Annotated in this window: 19 protein-coding genes; 12 read left to right on the forward strand and 7 right to left on the reverse strand. The window is 70.1% G+C overall.

Features of this window, described 5'->3' with window-relative positions; genetic code table 11:
* Positions 1-41: 41 nt before the first annotated feature.
* The 6 genes from ABZ342_RS03690 to ABZ342_RS03715 all read right to left on the reverse strand — a co-directional run bounded on the left by ABZ342_RS03690 (position 42) and on the right by ABZ342_RS03715 (position 5,793).
* Entirely contained in the window at positions 42-749 is a 708-nt protein-coding gene (locus ABZ342_RS03690; protein ID WP_360468453.1) for a hypothetical protein, read from the reverse strand.
* Positions 750-947: 198 nt separating this feature from the next.
* Entirely contained in the window at positions 948-1,946 is a 999-nt protein-coding gene (locus ABZ342_RS03695) for an ABC transporter substrate-binding protein (protein WP_155544977.1), read from the reverse strand.
* A 28-nt stretch (positions 1,947-1,974) separates the two neighbouring features.
* A complete protein-coding gene (locus ABZ342_RS03700) occupies positions 1,975-3,018 on the reverse strand; it encodes an ABC transporter permease (RefSeq protein WP_155544978.1) in 1,044 nt (347 codons plus the stop codon).
* On the reverse strand, positions 3,015-3,779 hold the full coding sequence (locus ABZ342_RS03705; protein ID WP_360468454.1) for an ATP-binding cassette domain-containing protein: 765 nt from the start codon (positions 3,777-3,779) through the stop codon (positions 3,015-3,017). Before ABZ342_RS03705 ends, ABZ342_RS03700 begins: the two co-directional genes overlap by 4 nt.
* Positions 3,776-4,813, reverse strand: a complete 1,038-nt coding sequence (locus tag ABZ342_RS03710; RefSeq protein WP_360468455.1) for a class I mannose-6-phosphate isomerase — start codon at positions 4,811-4,813, stop codon at positions 3,776-3,778. Before ABZ342_RS03710 ends, ABZ342_RS03705 begins: the two co-directional genes overlap by 4 nt.
* A complete protein-coding gene (locus tag ABZ342_RS03715) occupies positions 4,810-5,793 on the reverse strand; it encodes a LacI family DNA-binding transcriptional regulator (RefSeq protein WP_155544981.1) in 984 nt (327 codons plus the stop codon). The genes ABZ342_RS03710 and ABZ342_RS03715 overlap by 4 nt, the downstream gene beginning before the upstream one ends.
* 304 nt (positions 5,794-6,097) lie before the next feature.
* On the opposite strand from ABZ342_RS03715, the gene ABZ342_RS03720 reads away from it, so the two are divergent.
* The 12 genes from ABZ342_RS03720 to ABZ342_RS03775 all read left to right on the forward strand — a co-directional run bounded on the left by ABZ342_RS03720 (position 6,098) and on the right by ABZ342_RS03775 (position 19,139).
* On the forward strand, positions 6,098-9,322 hold the full coding sequence (locus ABZ342_RS03720) for a GH92 family glycosyl hydrolase (RefSeq protein WP_360468456.1): 3,225 nt from the start codon (positions 6,098-6,100) through the stop codon (positions 9,320-9,322).
* Between the two features lie 161 nt (positions 9,323-9,483).
* Complete coding sequence (locus tag ABZ342_RS03725; protein WP_360468457.1) at positions 9,484-9,906, forward strand: hypothetical protein; 423 nt, start codon at positions 9,484-9,486, stop codon at positions 9,904-9,906.
* 31 nt (positions 9,907-9,937) lie between these two features.
* Positions 9,938-10,498, forward strand: coding sequence for a phage tail protein (locus tag ABZ342_RS03730; RefSeq protein WP_360468458.1), 561 nt, complete (start codon positions 9,938-9,940; stop codon positions 10,496-10,498).
* Positions 10,499-10,514: 16 nt separating this feature from the next.
* Positions 10,515-10,823 carry a hypothetical protein gene (locus ABZ342_RS03735; protein ID WP_360468459.1) on the forward strand — a complete coding sequence of 103 codons (309 nt, stop codon included), beginning with the start codon at positions 10,515-10,517 and terminating at the stop codon, positions 10,821-10,823.
* A 98-nt stretch (positions 10,824-10,921) separates the two neighbouring features.
* Complete coding sequence (locus ABZ342_RS03740; protein WP_360468460.1) at positions 10,922-11,200, forward strand: hypothetical protein; 279 nt, start codon at positions 10,922-10,924, stop codon at positions 11,198-11,200.
* Positions 11,200-12,732: a hypothetical protein gene (locus tag ABZ342_RS03745; protein ID WP_360468461.1), complete on the forward strand. Its 1,533-nt coding sequence runs from the start codon at positions 11,200-11,202 to the stop codon at positions 12,730-12,732. The genes ABZ342_RS03740 and ABZ342_RS03745 overlap by 1 nt, the downstream gene beginning before the upstream one ends.
* Positions 12,714-13,574 (forward strand): phage tail protein, encoded by an 861-nt coding sequence (locus ABZ342_RS03750; protein ID WP_360468462.1) that lies wholly within the window; start codon positions 12,714-12,716, stop codon positions 13,572-13,574. Before ABZ342_RS03745 ends, ABZ342_RS03750 begins: the two co-directional genes overlap by 19 nt.
* Before the next feature lie 46 nt (positions 13,575-13,620).
* Complete coding sequence (locus ABZ342_RS03755) at positions 13,621-14,544, forward strand: hypothetical protein (protein WP_360468463.1); 924 nt, start codon at positions 13,621-13,623, stop codon at positions 14,542-14,544.
* A 9-nt stretch (positions 14,545-14,553) separates the two neighbouring features.
* Positions 14,554-15,651, forward strand: a complete 1,098-nt coding sequence (locus ABZ342_RS03760; RefSeq protein WP_360468464.1) for a hypothetical protein — start codon at positions 14,554-14,556, stop codon at positions 15,649-15,651.
* The gene (locus ABZ342_RS03765; protein ID WP_360468465.1) at positions 15,648-16,070 is read left to right on the forward strand and encodes a hypothetical protein; all 423 of its coding nucleotides are present in this window, start codon (positions 15,648-15,650) and stop codon (positions 16,068-16,070) included. Before ABZ342_RS03760 ends, ABZ342_RS03765 begins: the two co-directional genes overlap by 4 nt.
* A 74-nt stretch (positions 16,071-16,144) precedes the next feature.
* A complete protein-coding gene (locus ABZ342_RS03770) occupies positions 16,145-18,559 on the forward strand; it encodes a GH92 family glycosyl hydrolase (RefSeq protein WP_360468466.1) in 2,415 nt (804 codons plus the stop codon).
* Between the two features lie 214 nt (positions 18,560-18,773).
* Positions 18,774-19,139 carry a DUF3817 domain-containing protein gene (locus ABZ342_RS03775; protein ID WP_360468467.1) on the forward strand — a complete coding sequence of 122 codons (366 nt, stop codon included), beginning with the start codon at positions 18,774-18,776 and terminating at the stop codon, positions 19,137-19,139.
* Between the two features lie 57 nt (positions 19,140-19,196).
* Here ABZ342_RS03775 and ABZ342_RS03780 read toward each other — a convergent pair whose 3' ends face one another.
* On the reverse strand, positions 19,197-19,697 hold the full coding sequence (locus ABZ342_RS03780) for a MarR family transcriptional regulator (protein WP_155544994.1): 501 nt from the start codon (positions 19,695-19,697) through the stop codon (positions 19,197-19,199).
* Between the last annotated feature and the right edge of the window lie 14 nt (positions 19,698-19,711).

Raw genomic sequence — 19,711 nt, forward strand, 5'->3', positions numbered from 1 at the left:
CCTCCCCTCGGCGACGGTGTCCAGGGGACCAGATCCTACGGCTACGCGGGGTCGTCGCGGTCGGCCAGCACCTGGGCGTGGCGGCGGTGGCGGCGCCAGGTGCGGTAGTCGTCGAGCGCCGTGACCGGGGCGGGCTCCCGGTCCAGCAGGTTCGCGTCGGCGGGGTACGGCCGGTCCGGCAGCGAGATCCAGCCGGTCGTGCGGGTCTCCTTGACCGCCACCGGCACCGGCCGGAACGTCGTCGGGTCGAGCCCGTCGCTGTGCCGGACGACCTCCTCGAAGAACCAGGCCGACGTGATCAGCGCCAGCACCCCGCGCGAGGACTTGAGCGCCGCCCTCAGCGGAGCGGCCTCCAGGAGCCGGAACGTCTGGTTGATCGCCGGCGCGGTGACGCCGAAGTCGTCGAAGGCGACTTCGCCCGCGTGCAGTGCCATCCGCAGCCGGATCCGGGCCCCGGGGTGGTGGGTCAGGTTGTGCCGGTGCACCGCCACGGCGAGCGCGTTGGGCAGGAACTCGACGAAGGGCCCCTTGGGGATCTCCGCCGGGACGAGGACGAAGACGCCGTCCCCGCAGTCTTCCCTCCGGCAGTGCCGCCACGGGACGCCGGCGTCGTCGAAGGCCCGGATCAGCGCGCGGTACAGCCCTTCGCGCAGCGCCAGGCGATGTGGTGTGGTCCTGCGCCGGTCTCCGTAGCCCTCGACGTCCACGGCGAAGATCGTCCGGTGCGCGGCCGGCCGTTCGTAGTTCATCGCACCCTCCCTGCGATCATGCATGTGCTGATGCATGTGCAAGTGAGTGTGACGCCGGGCACCCGAGCGGGGGAACGGGTGGTGCGCCGAACGGTCCTCCCGCGGCGGTGACCGGCAGTGAGCGATTACTGCTGGTGAACCGCTGGTCAGAGCCCCGCAAGAGGTGCGCACACCCCTCGCAGGGCCCTGACGGACGGATCAGCAGGACTGCTTGTAGAAGTACTGAGAGTTGGCGTCCATGTCCGCCTTGGTGATCGAGTGCAGCTCCGCGGTCAGGTTCCGCGTCACCGGCTTGCCCTCGACGGCCGCCACCGCCTGCTGGACGCCCTGGGTGCCGATCGAGGCCGGGTCCTGGGCGATCAGGGCCTGGTACTGGCCGTTCTTGAGGCCCTCGACCTCGGACGGGCTGGCGTCGAAGCCGATCAGGTTCACCGCGCCGACCTTGCCGGAGTTGCGGAGGCCGGTCGCCGCGCCTTCGCCGGTGTTGAGGTTGGTCGCGAAGACGCCGATGAGGTCCGGGTTGGCGGCCAGCGCCGCGGTCACCTTGGACGCGGCCTGGTCGGGCTCGTTCTGGGTGAACTGGATGCCGATGGACTTGAGGTTCGGGGTGTTCTTGAGCTCCTCCTCGAAGCCCTTCGCGCGCGCCGCCGTCGTCGACGTGCCGGCGATGGTGTCGAGCACCAGTACCGAGCCGGCCTTGCCGGCGGCCAGCTTCGCCATGGTCTGCGCGGCGAGCTTGCCGCCGGCGGCGTTGTCGGAAGAGATCGAAGACGCCGCGACGCTCGTGTCCTTCAGCGCTGTGTCGACCTCGACGATCTTCGCGCCGCGCGCCTTGACCTGCTGGATCGGCGCGAGCATCGCCGTGTCGTCGGTCGGCGCGATGAGCAGCGCGGCCGGCGGGTTCGCGCCGAGCGCGTTGACGAGCTGGGTCTGCAGGGGCGCGTCGAACTTCTGGGGAGCCTGCGTGGTCAGTTCGTAGCCGAGCTTCTTCGCCTCGGCCTCCGCGCCGCACTGCAGGGAGATGTAGAACGGCTCGGCCTGCACCCCCGGGATCAGCGCGAGTTTCTTGGCGTTGGCCGAGTTCGCCTGGCTGGTGCCGCCGCCGGTGTCGCCCACCGTGCCGGAACCGCACGCGGTGAGCAGCGCGGCGGCGGACGCCAGCGCGCCGGCCGCGACGAGCGTCTTGGTCAAGTTCATCGAAAGCACCTCTTCGTACTCGGGGAACTCAGCGGGAGTTGCGTTGACGGCGGCGGCGCTGGTCGAACCAGACCGCGGCGATGAGCACGGCGCCGACCGCGATCATCTGCCAGAAGTCCGGGACGCCGGTGATGTTGAACCCCTTCTTCAGCACGGCCGGGATGAACACGCCGATCACGGTGCCGAGCACCGAGCCGATGCCGCCGAAGAGGCTCGTCCCGCCCATCACCGTCGCCGCGATGGCGTTGAGGTTGTCGCTGGTGTGCCCGGTGATGGTGGTCGAGTTGTAGTAGGCCAGCGACAGGAACCCGGCGAGCCCGGCCAGGACGCCGGTCAGCGTGTACACCTTCATCAGGTGCGCGGTGACGCCGATGCCCGCGCGCCGCGCGCCTTCGGCGTTCGAGCCGATGGCGAACGTGTAGCGGCCGAACTTCGTGGTGTGCAGCAGCCACGCGCCGACCAGCGTGATCACCACGGCGATCAGCACCAGGTTCGGGACGACGCCGAACGACGTGCCGTAGCCGAGCTGCTTGTTCAGCACGACCGGGACCGTGCGGACGTCACTGCCGTTGTTGAGCAGCAGGGACGCACCGAGCGCCGCGCCCATCGTGCCGAGCGTGACGATCAGCGGCGGGATGCCCGCGACCGCGATGAGGAAGCCGTTGATCAGGCCCCACACCGTCCCGGCGAGGATGGCGACGATCAGCCCGACGATGATCACGCCCCAGCCCGCGCCCCCGGCGTTGCCCCCGGACATCGCTTCCATCGTCTTGCCGCCGACCATGCCGGCGAAGATGAGCACCGAGCCCACCGACAGGTCGATGCCGGACGTGATGATCACGAACGTCATGCCGACCGAGAGCACCAGCAGGACGGCCGTCTCGATGAGCAGCAGCTGGAAGTTGTACAGCGTCGGGAACGCGCTCGGCGCGAGCACGCTGAACACGATGATCAGCGCCACCAGCACGAGGGCGATCCAGAACGTGTTGGCACCGACCAGGCGCTTGCCCAGCGGCCGCTTGCCGAAACCCGCTTCGGGCGTTTCCTGGATGTCCTGGGTGGGTGCGCTCACGCGGCCTCCTCCTGCACGAGCGCGCCGGTCATCGCCGCGACGAGGTCCTCGAGCTTCGTGTCCGGACCGGTGAACCGCGCGACGCGCTTGCCGAGCCGCAGCACCTCGACGCGGTCGGCGACCGACAGCACCTCGGGCATGTTGTGGCTGATCAGCACGACGGCGATGCCCTTGTCGCGCACCTTCTTGATGACGTCGAGCACGCGCTCGCGCTGCACGACGCCGAGCGCCGCGGTCGGCTCGTCCATGAACACGACCTTCGACGCCCACACGACCGACCGCGCGACCGCGACGCTCTGGCGCTGCCCGCCGGACAGCGAGCCGATCGGGACGTCGGTGCTCTGCAGCGTCACGCCGAGGCGCTGGAACTCCTCGACGGCCTGCCGCCGCATCTCGGCCTTGTCGAGCATGCCGAGCTTGCCGAGGATGCCCTTGCGGTGGATTTCGCGGCCCAGGAACAGGTTCGCCGCCGGATCCAGCTCGGGGGCGACGGCCAGGTCCTGGTACACGGTCTCGACGCCGAGGCGCCGGGCCGTGGTCGGCGAGTCGAAGTGCGCCTCGGCGCCGTCGAGGAGGATCTTCCCCGACGTCGGCTGTTCCGCGCCCGAGAGGCACTTGACCAAAGTGGACTTGCCGGCGCCGTTGTCGCCGATCAAGGCCGTCACCTCGCCCGCGCGGGCCTGGAAAGCCGCCCCGCGCAAGGCTTCGACCGACCCGTAGTGCTTCGTCAGGTCGACCGCTTCCAGCAGGATTTCGCTCATCCGTGCCTCTCCTCCGGCGCCGGCGGACGGCAGCGGATCACCGTCGCCGTGCCGGACAGCTCGGTCTGGCCGGCGTCGAACGGCACGACGTAGGTGTCGCCCTTCGCCAGCGCGTGCTCGCCGCCGTGCTCGGTGCGCAGGGTGCCTTCGCCGTCGAGGACGACGAGCACCGCGAACGACGGGTCGAGTGACAACGTTGTCGTCTCGTCGGTGCGCAGCTGGTCGGCTCGGAAGAACCGCTCCGATCCGCCGGCGAGCAGGTCCACGGTGGACGCGCGATCGCCCGCCGTGCGCTTGACGATCGTCTCGAGCCGCTCGGCGTCCCAGCCCGAAGTGTCGAGCGCCTCGATGGCGGTGTCGAAGCCGAGCCCGAGGTGGCCCTTCTCCGGCGACGCGAGGAAGTCACGCCACTCGATCGTGAGCGAGAAGTCCGTCGGCTGCTGCAGTTCGACGACGAACACGCCCTCGCCGATCGCGTGCGGGAGCCCGGCCGGGATGTAGACGGTGTCGCCCGCGGTCACCGGGACGCTGTTCAGCGCGCCCAGCATGCTCGGCACGTCCTGCTCCCGCGTCCACTCGGACACGGTCGCCTTGGACAGCGTCTCCTTGAAGCCGGGGTAGACGCGCGGGTCGTCGCCGTAGGTGCCGACCACGATCCACGCCTCGGTCTTGCCGAAGTGCGAGTCGAAGTGCTGCTTCGCGAAGGCGTCGTCCGGGTGGAAGTGCACGGGCAGCCGCTGACCCGCGTCGAGCAGCTTGACCAGCAGCCCGGTCGACGTCCCGAGCGCCTCGACGTGCTTGGCGCCGAGCCAGCCGTTCGGGTTCGCGACGACCGCGTCGCGCAGCCAGTCGCCGCCGGGGAGCCGGGTCAGGCCGTTGGTCTCCTGGCCGAACATGGTGCTCACCGAGGCGACCCAGTCTTCCGGGCCGAACTTCTTGTCCGGCGACGCGCCGCGCAGAGCCGCGATGGCGTCGCCGCCGCGGTAGAACTGCGGCGGCTGGTTGGCGGGGAGCCGGAGGGGTTCGAGGGTCACGGGGCGACCTCACCGGAGCCGCGGGCGACGAGATGCACGGGCAGGACGACCTTTCTGGGCGGGGACTGATCTCCTTGGACACGGGCGAAGAGCAGCTCGGCCGCGGCGTGGCCGAGCGCGCTCACGTCGTGCGCGACGACGGTGACCGGCGGGTCGAGCAGGTCCGCCAGCTCGAAGTCGTCGAAGCCGACCATCGCCGGGCGCTGCTCGGCGTGGGCCAGCGCGCGCAGCACGTGCACGGCGACCCGGTTGTTGCCGGCGATCACCGCGGTGGCCGCGTCCGGGCCGTGCATCAGGCGCTTCACGGCGTCGCCGATGTACTCCTGCGTCGGCGTCCGCATGGAGACCAGCGACTCGTCGTAGGAGATCCCGTTGCGGACGCAGCCTTCGCGGAACCCGCGCAGGCGCTCGGCCGCGGTGAAGATGTCCGGGCTGTCGCCGAGGAACGCGATCCGGCGGTGGCCGTGCTTCGCCAGGTGGGTGACGGCCTCGATGGTGCCGCCGAGGTTGTCGACCAGCACCGTGTCGGCCACGATGTCGCCGGCCGGCCGGTCGATGAACACCACCGGCGTGCCCGCGCGCATCTCCGGCACCAGGTAGCCGTGCTGCAGGCCGGCCGGGACGACGAGGATGCCGTCCACCCGCCGCGCGCAGAACTCGAGGACGAGCTCGCGCTCGCGGTCGGAGTTCTCCTCGGACGAGCCGGTGAGCACCTGGCGCCCGAACGACGTCGCGATACGCTCGACCGCACGGTTCAGCTCGGAGTAGAAGGGGTTGCCGACGTCCTCGACGATCAGACCGATGGTGCCGGTGGTCGACCCGCGGCGCAGGTTGCGCGCGCCCAGGTTGCGCCGGAACCCCAGCTGCTCGATGGCCGCCATGACCCGCTCGGCGGTGTCCGGGTGCACCGCCGGTTCGTCGTTGACCACGCGCGAGACGGTCTTGATGCTGACGCCCGCCAGCCGGGCCACATCGCTCATCGTGGCCCGCCTGCTCGCGGTGCGCGGTGCGCCGTCGCGGTCCCGGCCCGGGGGAGACAACGTTGTCATAGTGCACGGGATTGAACGCCACGGCGCCGTGGGTTGTCAACGGTCTGCGTGCGAATTGTGCCGATTCGGCTACCGACGTCGTAGGACAGACGGCTGATCATGCTGTCCCGAAGTGGACAGGACTTGACGGGACCCTTGACGGTCCGGTGAGCCGCTGCCCAAGGTTGCCCCGTTCGACCGACTGCGCGACAAGGTTGTCATTTCGGTCGCGCTGACGACGTGAGAGGCGATGGCCATGGCGCGTTTGCGCTTCAGAGCCGGTTTGACCTTTTTGACACTGGCGGTGACCGCAGCGGTGGCTCCCGCTGTCCCCGCCGCGGCAGCTCAGAGCACCGATTTCGCGAAGTGGGTCAACCCCTTCGTGGGGACGCGGCCCGGCGGGGCCGACCACGGCACCGGGGGCGGTGCCGGCAACACGTTCCCGGGCGCGGTCGCGCCGTTCGGGATGGTCCAGTGGAGTCCCGACACGGTGAAGTCCCAGCCCGGCGGGTACTTCTACGACGACGACGCCCTGACCGGGTTCAGCCTCACGCACCTTTCGGGCGCCGGCTGTTCGACCTATCAGGACATCCCGTTCATCCCTTATGTCGGTGAAGTGACGACTTCGCCGGCGACCGACCCGGCGCACTACACGTCGAAGTTCTCGCACGCCAACGAACACGCGACCGCGGGCGCCTACGACGTCACCCTCGACAGTGGAGCGAAGGTCGAGCTGTCCGCGACCCAGCGCACCGGCTCCGCGCGGCTGTCCTACCCGGCCGGCGCGTCCTCGACGCTGCTGGTCAACACCTCCGGCTCGGTCAACGGCACCGACGACGCGTCGATCACGATCGGCAAGGACACCCTCAGCGGCTGGGCCACGAGCGGCCGCTTCTGCGGCGCGAAGAACAGCTACCGCGTCTACTTCTCGGCCAAGTTCGACACGCCGTTCGCGTCGATCGGCACGTGGAAGAACGGCGCCGTGACGCCGAACAAGGCCGCGGAAACCGGTGGCGCCAAGGCGAAGGTCGCGCAGCCCAACGGCGTCGACGCGTCGATCGCGCGCACCACCACGGCCAAGCAGCAGAACACGACCGTCAGCGGCCCGGGCAGCGGCGGGTACGTCACCTTCGCGAACCTCAACGGCGCCCAGGTGAACGTCCAGGTCGGACTGTCCTTTGTGTCCGTGGACGGCGCCAAGGCCAACCTGAAGGCGGAGAACACCGGCAAGTCGTTCGACACCATCGCGGCGGGCGCGCGCAAGGCGTGGAACGCGCAGCTCGGCAAGATCGCCGTCACCGGCGGCTCGGACGCCGACCTGACGACGTTCTACACCTCGCTGTACCACTCGCTGATCCAGCCCAACGTCTTCTCCGATGTGGACGGTCAGTACCCGGGCTTCGACGGCCGGATCCACCAGGCCGACAAGGGCCACGCGATGTACACCAACTTCTCCGGCTGGGACATCTACCGCTCGGAGGTCCCCCTCCTGGCGACGATCGACCCGAAGGAGACGTCGGACATCGTCCGGTCGATGATGGCCTACGCCGAGCAGGGCGGGTCTTGGGACCGCTGGACGGTGGCCAACGACTACACCGGCGTGATGAACGGCGACCCGTACCACATCATCGTCTCCAGCGCGTACGCGTTCGGCGCGCGTGACTTCGACGCCCAGAAGGCGTTGCTGCTCATGATCAAGGGCGCCACCCAGCCGACGCAGGGCTACACCGAGCGGCCGGGCCTCGACGACTACCAGAAGCTCGGCTACGTGCCGGGCGCCGGCGCGGACACCCTCGAATACACCAGCGCCGACTTCTCCATCGCCCAGTTCGCGAAGCGGCTCGGCGACAGCGCGACGTACACGACGTTCATGAAGCGCGCGCAGAACTGGCAGAACCTCTACAACCCGGGCACCGGCCACCTGCAGCCGCGCAACGCGGACGGCTCGTTCGCCGGCACCTACGACCCCGCCAGCTCGCAGGGCTGGGTCGAGGGCAACGGCGCGCAGTACGAGTGGATGGTGCCCTACGACCTCGGCGGCGTCGTGACGGCGTTCGGCGGGAACACCGCGACCCAGTCGCGGCTGGACACCTTCTTCACCCAGCTGAACGCGGGCACGCAGGAGCCGTACGCCTTCATGGGCAACGAGCCGAACTCCAACGCGCCGTACGTCTACTCCTACGCGGGCGCCCCGGCCAAGACCCAGTCGATCGTGCACCGCTCGATGGACGAGCTGTACAACCCGCGTCCCGAAGGCCTGATCGGCAACGACGACCTCGGCCAGATGTCGGCTTGGTACGTCTGGTCGGCGCTCGGCGTCTACCCGGAGATCCCGGGCCGCGCCGAGACGCTGCTCGTCACCCCGCGCTTCGAGCACGCCGTGCTGACCACCGGCGCGGGCAAGAAGGTCACCATCAACGCCCCGGGCACCGGTGACTACGTGGGCAGCCTCAAGGTCAACGGCGGCGCGGCCGCCAAGGCGTGGCTGCCGGAGGCGCTCATCTCCAGCGGCGGCACGCTCGACTACACCCGCTCCGCCACGGCGACGGCGTGGGGCAGCGCGACGGCCGACGCGCCGCCGTCGTTCCGCGAGCAGGAGAAACCGAGCCTGTCCTTTGTGGACCCGGCACGCGCGGTGACGCCCGCGGGGTCGACGTCCCAGGCGTCCGTGGGAGTCCAGGACCTCTCCGGGACCGCCCGGACCTGGACCTACACCGCGGGCAGCGTCGACGGGATCACGCTGACGCCGGCGTCGGGCAGCATCGCCGTCCCGGCGGGCGGCAAGGCGCACGCCGACCTGACGGTTTCGGTGCCGGCCGGCCTGGCCGACGGCGCCCGCCGCATCCCGGTGACGTTCTCGGCGCCGGGCGTGGCTTCGACGCAAGCGGTGCTGACGGTGCTCGTGGCGCAGCCGAACAGCTGGCTCGCCACGGTCGACAACGCCGGCATCTCGCCGGACTCCGACTCGTCGAAGGCCAACTTCGACGGCGGCGGCTGGAGCTACTCGGCCGACGCGCTGGCCGCGGCCGGCGCCACCCCGGGCGGCACGGTGACGAGTGACGGCATCAAGTTCACCTGGCCGTCGTTCCCGGCCGGCGACCCCGACAACGTGGTCGCGAACGGCCAGACGGTGAACGTCTCCGGTTCCGGACGCCTGGCGCTGCTCGGCTCGGCGTCCAACGGCAACGCGTCCGGAACGCTGACGGTGACCTACACCGACGGCAGCCAGTCGACGGCCACCATCGGGTTCTCCGACTGGACCCTCGGCGGCGGCGGCGCGCAGCCGTCGTTCGGCAACCGGATCGTGCTGTCCACGCCGTACCGCAACGCTTCGGGCAGCGACCCGCAGCAGATCCGCACCATGGTGTTCGGCACCAACCCGATCACCTTGGACGCGGGCAAGACGGTGGCGAGCGTGACGCTGCCGTCGAACGTCAGCGGCGGCGCGCTCCACGTGTTCGCCATCGGTATCGGCGCGTAAACCACGAAGTCGACGGCCCCCTCCCGCACGGGAGGGGGCCGTTCCCATGCCGGCGGAATGGCCGGATCCGGCCAGCGTCATCCCCCGTTCGGCCCCTTACTCGCGATGATCTCTGCGTTACGTTGGTCCGACCCAAGGGGAGTGGGGAGGTGGGGTCGCGCGTGCCGGTTTCGCCGGAACCGTTGGTGTTCCCGGATGTCGAGCAGGCCGTCGCGGAGTTCCTCCGCGCCCGGCCCGAACTGTCCGGCGTCCCGGTGGGAACGTCGGTCCCGCCGGGGTTCGACGGAACGCAGCGCGCCGTCGCGCTCACCCGGCTCGGCGGCGTCTACCTCGACGACGACCGGCTCGACCACGCGGAAGTGCGGCTGGACTCCTACGGTCCGGACAAGACCGCCGCGCACCCGGTCGCGCTGGTCGTGCGGGGTGTGCTGCCGCTGCTGAGCGCGCTCGGCAGCGGCACCGTGTTCTCCGACGTGACCGAGCTCCAGGGTCCGTGTTTCGTGCTCGACCGAAAGCATTCTGACGCGAACCGGTACGTGATGCGGTACCGGTTCGTCGCGAGAGTCGTATCCAGACCGGCCTGAGCGGGCCGGCGGCGCAGTGGGAGGGCTGCTCATGCCAGGACTGAACGCCAGCGAGATCCGGGTGGCCGGAAGCGGAGCCGTCTACGTGGCACCGGCGCACACACCGGCCGACTTCACCAAGCAGTGGACGGCGCCGTGGACGAACCTCGGCTACACCACCGCGGACGGGGTCAAGTTCGTCAAGAAGGACAAGCTCGACCCGGTGGACACGTGGCAGTCGGTGGCCGCGATCCGGTACGTCTTCAGCGATCGCGACTTCTCGGTGAAGTTCTCGCTGCTGCAGATCAACAGCGACACCCTGCAGTTCTTCTTCAGCTCCCCGCCGCCGACGGCGGCCGGTGTCTACAACATCGCCGCCGCGCCGAAGGTCGACGAGCGTGCGCTCGGCATCGAGTTCTCCGACGGCGGGGTCGTGAACCGCTTCTACATCCCGCGCGGGGTGGTCACCGAGACCGACGAAACCGCGATCACGCGGACGTCGGCGATCAAGCTCGGCGTGACCTTCACGGCGCTGACGCCGATCAACGGCACGCCGGAGACCTTGGCGCAGTGGTCCATCAGCGGGACCGCGGCCGCCGCGGCTGCCGAATAACGGGGGAACGCACCACATGGCGAAGTACGACGTCAACGCCGCCCGGGCGCAGCGCCTGGAAGCGCTGGGGGAGCGCTGGGAGTTCGAGCTCGACGGCGACACCTTCAGCCTGCCGACCGAGCTGCCGAGGGACGCGGTGAGCAAGCTGGCGGCACTCGATCCGTCCGATTTGGACGGTCTGCTGCAGGTCCTGCTCGGCGACGAGCAGTTCAAGCGGCTGGACGACCACTCGCTCAGCGTCCAGGACGTCCAGGCGCTGCTGGAGGCCTACGGTCGCGACACCGGTATGGCGCTGGGGGAATCCTCGGCCTCGACGCGCTCCTGAGCGAGCACGGCGAGGCCGTCGAAGCCGACCTGCTCCGGTTCTACCGGGTCGACCTGCTCGACTACCACCGCGGCCGGCTCTCGCCGCGGCGGCTGCGGGTGCTCATCCGCCACCTGCCCCGGGAGTCCGCGCTGGTGCGCGCGCTGCACGGGGACGCGGCCGAGTGGGGCCTGACCGAGCACCTGCTCGCCGGCGCCGTCGACGAGCTGGCGGTCGGCAACTGGCTGTTCGTCACGGCCAACTCCGGGGAGCAGGCCGATCCGCCGCCGCGCCCGCGGCCGGTGCCCCGCCCGGGCGTCGAACCGGAGCCGGACTCCGCGGCCACCCCGGCCGAGATCGCCGCGTTCTTCGGCGCGCCCGCACGAGGAGGGGACTGATGCCCGAACCCGCTTCCGCCGTCACGGGCGCGCAGGCGCAGACGAACGCCTTGGTGGCCGGCATCCAGAAGTCGATCACCGACGCCGTCGCCGGCGCCGCGAACAAGATATCCACGAAGTTCGCCGAGCGTGTCGACAAAGAGCTCGCCGAGATGACGACGAGCTTCAAGGCGACGCACCCGGCGGTCACCCAGGCTGTCACCGACGTCGTCGGCTACACGGACGCGGTCAAGACCACGTCGGTCGCGATCCGGGACAGCGCCAAGCAGCTCAAGGAGACGAGCGCCGCGGTCAAGCAGCTGCCGGCGTCCATCCGGGACGTCCAGACCGGCCTGCGCGACAGCGCGACGGAGGCGGCGAAGCTCGGCCGCGACCTGAAGCAGATGGTCGCCGGTGTGCCCGGCATGGTGCGGGACCTCGCGACCGCCATGAAGACGAACCTGATCCAGGGCTTCAACGCCGTGCGCCAGGGGGCGGTGCAGGGCGCGAAGGCCGTGCTCGACTTCGCCAAGTCGACGTTCACGTTCTCGAACATCCAGAAGGCCGCCACGGCCGTCACCGTGCTTTTCAAGAACGCCGTGAAAGGGCTCGGCAACGCGGTCAAGGCGAATCCCATCGGGTTCGCGGTCACCGTGCTGACCCTGCTCGTCGGCGCGCTGATCTTCGCCTACCAGCGAAGTACGACGTTCCGGAACATCGTCAACGCGGCCTTCGCCGCGGTGCGGTCGGTCGTGACCGCCGCGATGGGCAAGGTCCGCGAGATCATCCACGCCGTCTGGCCCGCGGTGTCCAAAGTGGTCCAGGTCGCGGCGAAGCTGATCCACGGCTACGTGAGCACCTACTTCGGCGCGCTTCGCAAGGTCGTCGAGACGGTGTGGAGCGCGGTGAAGACGGTCGTCACCGGCGCGGTGAACACGGTGGTCGCCACGGTCAAGGGCGTCGGCAAGGTGGCCGGCATCGTCAAGGGCGCGTTCGACCAGGCGAAGACGGCGGTGAGCGGCGCGCTCTCCGGCATCGTCGGGTTCGTGAAGGAGCTGCCGGGCCAGATCGTCAAGGCGCTCGGCAACCTGGGCCGGACGCTCTACGACGCGGGCAAGTCGGTGATCGAGGGTTTCCTCAACGGCATCCGCGACATGGCGGGCAGCATCGTTTCGACGCTGCAGAACTCCGTGATCGACAAGATCCCCGGCCCGATCCGGAAGGCGCTCGGGATCAGCTCGCCGTCGCGGGTGATGGCGCAGATCGGCACCGACATCGGCGCCGGGCTCACCACCGGCATCGATTCGACGCGTGACCGGGTGGCCGAGGCGATGACCAAGCTGGTGCCGCTGCCGAAGTCGGCGACCATCGCGCCCGCGCTGGCCACCCTGCGCACCACCCTGGCCGCCCACCTGACCGGCCCGCTGGCCCGCGTGACCCCGGCGGCCGCCGCCGGCGCGGTGACGGTGAACGTGCACCCCCGGGCCGGGCAGTCGGAGTACGAGATCGGGCGCATCGCGGCCAGGGAGGTGGCATGGGCGGCGAAGCGGTGACCCTGGTCCTGCCGGTGTACGAAGTGGACGGCTGGGCGGGAAACACGATCGACCCCGACGGCGTCGAGTGGTGGGTGACCAAAGAGGACGGCTGGTCCGGCGGCCCGGGGGTGCGGCTGGAGCTGTCCGACCGCCCCCAGCGCGACGGCAGTTTCGACGCGCCTTCGTTCCGGTCGGCGCGCGTGATCACCTTGGAGGGGACGGCGATCGCGCCGGACGGCTCGGCCCGCGAGCGGGCCAAGGACCGCATGGCCGCCCTGCTCGCGGACGGCACCCGGTTGACACCGCTCGTGGTAGCCGAGCGCACGGTACGCCGGAGCGCCCGGGTGCGGCTGTCGTCGGCGATCAAGATCGTGGACACGACGCCGGTGAGCTTCGACTGGTCGGTGCAGGTCACCGCCCCGGACCCGCTCCGCTACGGCGAGGATCTCCACGTCGAGACCTGCGGCTTGCCCCGGCCGGCTCCGGGCATGACCTTTCCCGTGCGGTTCCCACTGGTGTTCGGCCGAGGCGAAGGCGGAACGCTCGCGTTGGCGAACTCCGGGACCGCGACCGTGCGTCCGGTCTGGACGATCACCGGGCCGTGCGTGCAGCCGGCGATCCGCAACGACTCGACCGGCGAGCGGATGGCGTTTTCGCTGAGCCTCGCCGAAGGAGATGTGCTGACCGTCGACTCCGCCGCCCGGACCGTGTTCCTGGGTGAGGCGTCTCGCCGTGCCACGCTGCTGCCGCGGTCGGCCTGGTTCGGCCTGCCACCCGGCAGCACGGCGGTGGGGTTCGAAGCTTTCGACAACACCGCGACGGGCAGGTTGACCGTCCGGTGGCACGACGCGTGGATTTGAAAGAACAGGAGGGGGAACGGCGATGGTAGAGCGGGACCCGGGTTGGGTGGATGGCGTCGACTCCGCCGAAGCGAGGCTCATCACCGGCGCGCTGGTGCAGGTGGAAGGCATCGGCGACGCACTCGATCCGCTGCGGGCGCGCTCGGGGGTGCGCGACAGCCCCGGTGACCCCGGCAAGGTGGCACTCGTCTCGAACAAGTTGCGGGTCAACCCGTTCCAGGCGGTGCTCACCGACCGGACCAAGCCGGCTGACGGCCCGTACATCGTGACCCTGGATGCGGTGAAGGAACTGCCGATCGCCGCGGCGCACGCGTCCTCGGCCCGGTGGGACCTGGTGGTGGCCGAACTGGCCGGCAGCGGTTTCGTGGTGAACGTCTACACGGGGGAGAGTTCGGCCAGTCCCGTGCGGCCCACGCCGAATCCGGGGCCGAGCCTGGTCCTCGCGGAGATCCAGGTGCCGAAGGAGGGCACCCCGCCGACGGTCACCGACCGGCGGCAGTTCACCGCGGGGATGAGCGGGATCCTGCCCGTGCGCGGCGACACCGATCTGCCGCCTGTTGCCACCGCGCACAGCAGCCAGTTCGTGTACCGCGTGGACACCGGTGTCCTTCTGTGCAAGCGGAATTCGGCCTGGGTGCCCTACCGGCCGCCCCGCGGGGACACCTGGCATCCCATGACGCCCCTCGATGGCGGCTGGAAGAACTTCGTGAGCGGTTACAACACCCCCGCCTACACTTTGATGGACGATGGCTGGGTACGGCTGCGCGGCGTGGTCTGCAACGGTGTGATCGGCGAGACGATCTTCACGCTCCCGAACAACTGCAAGCCTCCGGTGCAGTGGCTGCTCGGGGTCAGCACGAGTCCCGACGCGCACGGCCTGGTCAACGTCCTGCCGACCGGCGCGATCAAGGCGACCAAGGGCAACCCCGCCTGGATCTCGCTCGACGGCCTGACCTTCGCCACCTACTAGGCGGACAAGATGGGCGCGACCTACACCTACCTCATCGCCGATCTCCGGACCGGCACCATCCTCGACGAGCTCCCCCTCTCCGGGGTCTCCTTCGACAAGAAGCTCAACGACGCCGGCTCGTTCCGCGGCCGGCTCCGCGTCGACGACCCCGAAATCCGCATCCGCGAACCCCGGGTGCTCGCCGAGCCCGGGCGCTGCGCCGTCTACGTCGACCGGGACGGCGACCTCCTCTGGGGTGGCATCGTCTGGACCAGCCGCTACAGCGCGGCCGGCGGGACGCTGGAGCTCGGGGCCGCCGACTTCCTCTCCTACTTCGACCACCGGCTCGTGCTCGACCCCGCGGACCTCACGGCGACCGTTCCCCTCGGCGGTGACCAGCTCGGCGTCGCCCGGCAGCTGGTCGGTCTCGTGCAGTCCCACGTGGACGGTGACCTGGCCGTGCGGGTCACCGGCCCGGCGACCTCCGGCGTGACCCGCGCCCTGAGCTACGCGCCCGCCGATCTCAAGGTGGCCGGTGAGGTCCTGCGCGACCTGGCCAACACCGACGACGGGCTCGACTTCGCCTTCGACGTCCGGTACGACGCCGGCGGCGTCCCCGAACGCCTGCTGAACCTCGGCTATCCCCGGCTGGGGGCCGAGGCCGGCGCGGACGCCTACGTCTGGGAGTACGGCGCGAACCTGGTGGACTTCGTCTGGCCGAGCGACGCGGCGAACATGGCCACGCGCGTGCTGGGGACCGGCGCCGGCGGCGTGGTGGTGCGAGCCGATCCGGCCGCGCACGACGCCGGCTGGCCGTTGCTGGAAGCCGCCGCGGCGCCGGTGGACACGGCGGACGCGGCGATGCTGACCGCGCACGTCGCCGGGGAGCTCGCCACCCGGCGGCGGCCGGTCGTGCTGCCCGAGCTGACCGTGCGCGCCGACCTCGATCCCGTCGTGGGGTCGTACTCGGTCGGCGACGACGTGCGGGTGGTCGTCGACGACCCGTTCTTCGCCGGCGACCAGCTCGACGTGACCGTCCGGCTGCTCGGCTTGGCGGTGACCCCCGGCGACGACGCCGGGCAGGAAGAGGTCGTGCTGACCGTCGCGCCCCTGCTGGCGCCCTCGTGAGCCGCGTCAACCAGCCGGACACGCTGGTTTCGGTGCTGCGGGAGATCCAGCGGCGTCTTCGCGTGCTCGAAAGCACCCGCCGCACCACGACGTTCGCCGCCGCCCGCGCCCCGGCGCCGGTCATGGCGTTCCAGCCCGCGCGGCCGCAGGAGTGGCCCGGGACGGGTTCCGCCGAGTGGACGCCGCTGGTCCGGCTGCTCACCCGGCCCGGCGAAGTCCTGGTCGTCCTGGACGTCGTGGCGGACTCTGCGGGCGAGGCCCGGGTGCTGGTGGACGGGGAAGCGGTGGCCACCGTCGAGGTGGGCCGCCACGAGGTCACCGTCACCGCGAGCGCCGCGCTGACCGAGCTGGTGGTCGAAGCGCGGCGGACCGGGGCCACGGGGACAGTGCGGGTGACGGCCTTCGCGCTCGCGGGCTGACCGCTGTCCGGAACGAGACAGGTATTCACCGCCCTCTTGACCGGTTCGTCGGGCGTTGCCGAAGGTGTCGGGGGATGACATCGTTGGCAGGAGGAAGCTCAGTGAAGAGCAAGGTCCTGGCGGGCGCGTTGACGCTCGCCGTGGTGGCGACGGGGGTGAGTCCGGTCGTGGCGGAAGCTTCCGGTGGGGACGCCCTCGACGCCGTCAACACGTTCATCGGTACGCAGGACGAGGGCAACACCTTCCCCGGCGCCTCGGCGCCGTTCGGGATGACGCAGGTCAGCCCGATCACCTCGCACTACGCCGGCTACCGCTACACCGACACCGCGATCCGCGGCTTCGGCCACTTCTTCCTCTCCGGGGCGGGCTGCTGGGAGCAGGGCGGCCTCGTCTCGACCCTGCCGACCACCGGCGAGATCGGTCCCGGCAAGGCCTTCGACACCACGAAGGCAGCCACTTTCGACCAGAAGCGTTACGCGGCGCCGTTCACCCACGACGGCGAGGTCGGCAAGCCCGGCTACTACAAGGTCCACCTGACCGGCTACGGCGGCGTCGACGTCGAGACGACCGCGGCGACCCGAGCCGGTGTCGAGCGGTACACCTTCACCAAACCCGGTGATGCCAACGTCTTCGTCAACGTCGGGCAGGCCAACGACAAGGAACCCGTGACGGGCAGCAGCATCCGCGTCGTCGACGACCGGACCGTCGAAGGGACCGTGGAGTCGCAGGCGTTCTGCGGCGGCAAGGCCTACACGACGTACTTCACGACGAAGTTCGACAAGCCGTTCAAGTCCTCGGGCACGTGGTCGCCGACCGGCGGCACGCCGGGCAGTCGCGAGTCGGCGGGTGGCGCCGGTCTGCGCGGCGCCTGGCTGACGTTCGGCGGGCAGAGCCAGGTCACCGCGACCACCGCGATCTCCCAGGTGGACGCGCAGGGCGCGCGGGTCAACCTGGCGGCGGAGAAGATCCGGTCGTTCGACGCCGCCAAGGAGGCGGTCCAGCGCACCTGGCGGCACGAGCTGTCCACTGTGGACATCAAGGGCGGCTCGACCGACGACCGCACGGTCTTCTACACCTCGCTGTACCACGCGTTGCTGCAGCCGCTGACCGCCAACGACGCCGACGGCCGCTACTACGGCTTCGACAAGAAGATCCACCGCGCGGTCGGCTGGACCTACTACGACTTCTTCTCGCTGTGGGACACCTACCGCACGCAGAACCAGCTGCTGGCGCTGCTGCGGCCGGACCGCGCGAAGGACGTCGCGAAGAGCATCCTCGCCATCCACGACCAGGGTGGCTGGCTGCCGCGGTGGGCGTACGCGAGCCAGGAGACGAACACGATGACCGGCGACCCGGTCACGCCGTTCCTGGTCGACCTCTGGCGGTTCGGCGCGCTGTCGGGCAACGAAATGCGCGCCTACCAGGCGTTGCTGCAGAACTCGACGCAGATCCCGCCCGCGTCGTCGCCGTTCCAGGGTCGCTCGGGCAACGCGAGCTACCAGGCCGACGGGTTCGTCCAGTACGACCCGGACTTCCCGAAGAAGGGCCAGGACACCGACCCGAACCACGGCGCGTCGGCGACCCTGGAGTACGCGCTCGGTGACTGTTCGCTATCGGTCATGGCCGCCGCGCTCGGCAAGAAGGACGACGCGGCCGCCCTCAAGCAGAAGGGGCGGACCTATCGGACACTGTGGGACGAAACGCAGGCCGACCGCGGCTTCACCGGCTTCTTCCGGCCGAAGGTCGCGGGCGGCGACTGGTTCACCCCCGCCGACAAGCCGTACAGCCCGCAGAGCCAGGACGGCTTCCACGAGGGCACGGCCTGGCAGTACCAGTGGCTCGTCCAGCAGGACGTCCCCGGGCTCGTGCGGCGCATGGGCGGTTCGGCGGCCACCGGCCAGCGGCTCGACGACTTCTTCGCCTACGACGAGCTGGTGAAGAACCCGGCGACGGCCGTCCGCGAGAACTGGGTCGTCGGCCCGTACGACTACTACGACCAGTTCCGCTACAACCCGAACAACGAGCCGGACCTGCACTCGCCGTGGATGTACGCGCTCACCGGGCAGCCGGCGAAGACGTCGACGGTCGTGCGGGCGGCGCACACGCTGTTCACCGACGCGCCCAACGGCGTCACCGGCAACGACGACCTCGGCACGATGTCGGCGTGGTACGTCTTCAGTGCTCTCGGGCTCTATCCCGCCGTCCCAGGGACTGGGAACTTCGTGCTGAACGCGCCGCGGTTCGCGAAGTCCGTGCTGCACCTGGAGAACGGCCGCGACATCACGATCAACGCGCCGGGCGCCGACGGCTCGAAGCTGCAGTACGTCTCGGGCCTGAAGGTCGAGTCGCGCGCCAGTGATCGCGTGTACGTCAATGTGGACCAGCTGAAGCGTGGCACGACGCTCGACTTCCGCCTGACCACCGACGCCGCCACGGCGACGTGGGGGACGTCACCGGCGTCCGCGCCGGTTTCGCCCTGCTCGGAGTAGACAGCCGACGCTCACGGCCGTGGTTCAGACCACAGTGGACCACGGTCGTGAGCATCGTCACGGGCCCCGGTGTTCCCGTGAGGGCCATCACGCCTCACACTGGTATCAGCACGTCCGACAGCGCCGTTGACGTCCACAGGCAGTCCGCCTTGGACGGTGCGTCGGGCGTTTTTTGCGCAACAACCACAGTGGTGAGACCCCACAGGAGGAAGAAGTGTCCAGCAAGGCCGCTCTAGTTTTCCGCGTGGCCGCAGTCGCCGAAGCCCTTTCCTGGGCGGCGCTGCTTGTCGGGATGTTCCTCAAGTACGTCGTCCACTCCTCCGGTGAGGGCGGCGTGCCCGTCATCGGCATGGTGCACGGCGTGATCTTCGTCCTCTACGTGGTCGTCTCCCTGTCCGTGGCGAAGCCGCTCGGCTGGCGCCCGAAGACGCTGGTCCTCGCCCTGCTCGCGAGCATCCCGCCGCTGTTCACGTGGCTGTTCGAGAAGTGGGCGCTGCGCAACGGCAAGCTCGACGGCCCGCAGCGGCTGACCCACGGCGGTGTCGGCCTGTTCCAGGTCCAGGAACCCGTCGCCGCCTGATCCCGATATGTGAGAAGGGCCCGCACTCCGGTGCGGGCCCTTCTGCTTTCCGGCTGGTTATTCGGTGAAGTCGCCGGCGGCGCGGCGCACCTTCGTCAGCAAGTCCGTGAGCTGCTCGGTCTGCCGCTCGGTGAGCCCGGTCAGCCCGAAGCCGATGTCGTTGACGGCGACGGTCGCGGACTCGCGCCGCTTCCGGCCTTCGTCGGTGATTTCGACGAGCGTCGTGCGCCGGTCGGTCGGGTGCGGCACGCGCTTCACGAGCCCGTCCTTCTCCAGCCGGTCGACTATGTTGGTGACACTGGTGGGGTGCAGCTGGAGCCGCTCGCCCATCACCCGCATCGGCAGGCTGGCGCTGCGGGCGAAGGTGAGCAGCACCAGTGCTTCGTACCGGGCGAAGGTCAGGCCGTGCGGCTTGAGCGCGCCGTCCACCGCGGACTGGATGATCTGCTGGACCCGCATCACGCCGGTGACCGCGGCCATGGTGCCGGAGGGCCCGATCCGGGCCTCCCAGAGCTGTGCCGCGCGGGCGATCGGGTCGAACGGCAGCGGACGGTTCATGACACGCGAAGTTA

It is taken from the genome of Amycolatopsis sp. NPDC005961 (assembly GCF_040629235.1).
In the GTDB taxonomy this organism is placed as follows: domain Bacteria; phylum Actinomycetota; class Actinomycetes; order Mycobacteriales; family Pseudonocardiaceae; genus Amycolatopsis; species Amycolatopsis camponoti.